This window comes from Vibrio sp. 10N.222.46.A1, from assembly GCF_041473595.1.
Classification (GTDB): Bacteria; Pseudomonadota; Gammaproteobacteria; order Enterobacterales; family Vibrionaceae; genus Vibrio; species Vibrio tasmaniensis_A.
Genome location: NZ_JBFRSN010001163.1, coordinates 1 through 1,505, shown reverse-complemented (window position 1 = coordinate 1,505; position 1,505 = coordinate 1). Strand labels below are relative to the sequence as shown.

Annotated in this window: 4 protein-coding genes; 1 reads left to right on the top strand and 3 read right to left on the bottom strand. The window is 44.7% G+C overall.

The features are described 5' to 3' along the window. Together AB4496_RS24805 and AB4496_RS24800 are read right to left on the bottom strand one after the other, a co-directional pair. Positions 1–332 (bottom strand): pseudouridine synthase (locus AB4496_RS24805; protein ID WP_372132471.1); only part of this gene is annotated, 332 nt, incomplete at its 3' end. Then, complete coding sequence (locus AB4496_RS24800) at positions 332–493, bottom strand: hypothetical protein (RefSeq protein ID WP_009846839.1); 162 nt, start codon at positions 491–493, stop codon at positions 332–334. The genes AB4496_RS24800 and AB4496_RS24805, both read right to left, overlap by 1 nt. 209 nt (positions 494–702) lie before the next feature. Here AB4496_RS24800 and AB4496_RS24795 point away from each other — a divergent pair, with 209 nt between their 5' ends. Next, positions 703–1,104, top strand: a complete 402-nt coding sequence (locus tag AB4496_RS24795; RefSeq protein WP_009846840.1) for a YkgJ family cysteine cluster protein — start codon at positions 703–705, stop codon at positions 1,102–1,104. A gap of 53 nt (positions 1,105–1,157) precedes the next feature. On the opposite strand, the gene AB4496_RS24790 is transcribed toward AB4496_RS24795, so the two are convergent. After that, positions 1,158–1,505, bottom strand: a 348-nt coding sequence (locus tag AB4496_RS24790; protein WP_372132468.1) for an NUDIX domain-containing protein, incomplete at its 5' end; no start/stop codon positions are given.

Here is a 1,505-nt window from a genome sequence, read left to right as displayed (position 1 = left end):
GTAATCAAGACTAAGCCTGTAGTGTCGGCATCTAAGCGCCCTGCTATGTGCAGTTCTGATGCTTTGTCTATCTCGATGTAGTTAAACAATGAAGGATAAACTTCATCGATATTAGAGCAGATAGTACCCGCAGGCTTGTGCATTAGGAGGTAACGAAATTCACGCAACTTAAGCGGCGTGCCATTTAACAAGATGGTGTTGCTTTCATGAACCTGAGCTGACTCATCAGTAACTGTTTCACTGTTTACGTTCACCTCGCCATTATGGATGCGTTCAATCGCTTCAGGCTTGGTTAGGTCAGTGCTTTTACATAGGTATTTATCAAGGCGCATTAATCGTCGGCACCACATTTAGCACAAGGCTTGTAAGTTCGTTCACCTTGAGCAATCACCACATAGTCTCGAACGCACTTGTCACATAAAGCGAGCTTTGGGTAAGCCTCTTTTTGTTTCTTTGCGTTAATGTTGCCTTCGGTGGTGTATACGGTTCTCATTTTGATGCCTTTGCTTGAATAACGTGAGATGCGCAAATTGTATCACTGTTTACAGCTTTGATTGGAGTGGTGGTGCATAGATAAATTGATTTTAAGCGCCGTCATTCCATGTTCTCGCCCCGTAACGGCTTAACCATGAACAACAAAGTCAACGTGCCACGCCTATCAGTGGTAAAATGATAAAAGCTCACCAACTTATGAAGTCGATAATGAAAGATTGTAATCAATGCGGAAAATGCTGTATCAAATACGGAGATGGCGACCTTGCCGCGACTCAAGAAGAGATCGATTTGTGGGAGTTGTTCAACCCAGACATCTTTGAATATGTTCGAGGAAGCGAGATCTGGTTCGACCCTGAATCTGGTGAACGTTTAACTCGCTGCCCTTTTCTGGAGCTGGTTCCGACGAAAGATACCAAGCCTCAAGCCAAGTACACATGCAGCATTTACTTAGACCGACCAGAAGATTGCCGACACTATCCAAGCCTGATTAATGAGATGGTACGAGATGAGTGTGAAATGATTGAGGTGGTGGATTTACAAGACACGAAGAAAGCTCAAAGGAAACTCGACCTGTTGATGAAAGACAGCCGCCCTTCAAGCTATTCGTAAGCGATGATCTTTTGAAGATCAATCTTCAGCATTCGCTAATAGCAGCTAAAACCTTAAGCCAAATACTGGTTCGCTTCTAACCAATCAAGCGCAACCAGTGCTGCCAACGAACATACCGCTCTGTCGTTGCCATCAACAAACTTAAGTTCTTCGATTTCGGCATCTGGAGACAGTTCGCCAGTATAATCAGCAAGATAACAAGTCAATTGCACTGATACGCCTTCCGCTTTGCCATCAGCTTGGCCTGTAAACGTCTCGACGTATATGATGGAATCACGCACCAAATCAACTGAGATCTCTTCTCTGATTTCGCGAACCAGTGCTTGCTCATCACTTTCGCCAGCTTCACGCTTACCACCCGGCAGGTAGAACAGTTCTTTGCCTTTGGATCTCACCATCAA

Coding starts and splice junctions, on each gene's coding strand:
- AB4496_RS24800 (WP_009846839.1), bottom strand. CDS start 493: ATGAGAACCGTATACACCACCGAAGGCAACATTAACGCAAAGAAACAA.
- AB4496_RS24795 (WP_009846840.1), top strand. CDS start 703: ATGAAAGATTGTAATCAATGCGGAAAATGCTGTATCAAATACGGAGAT.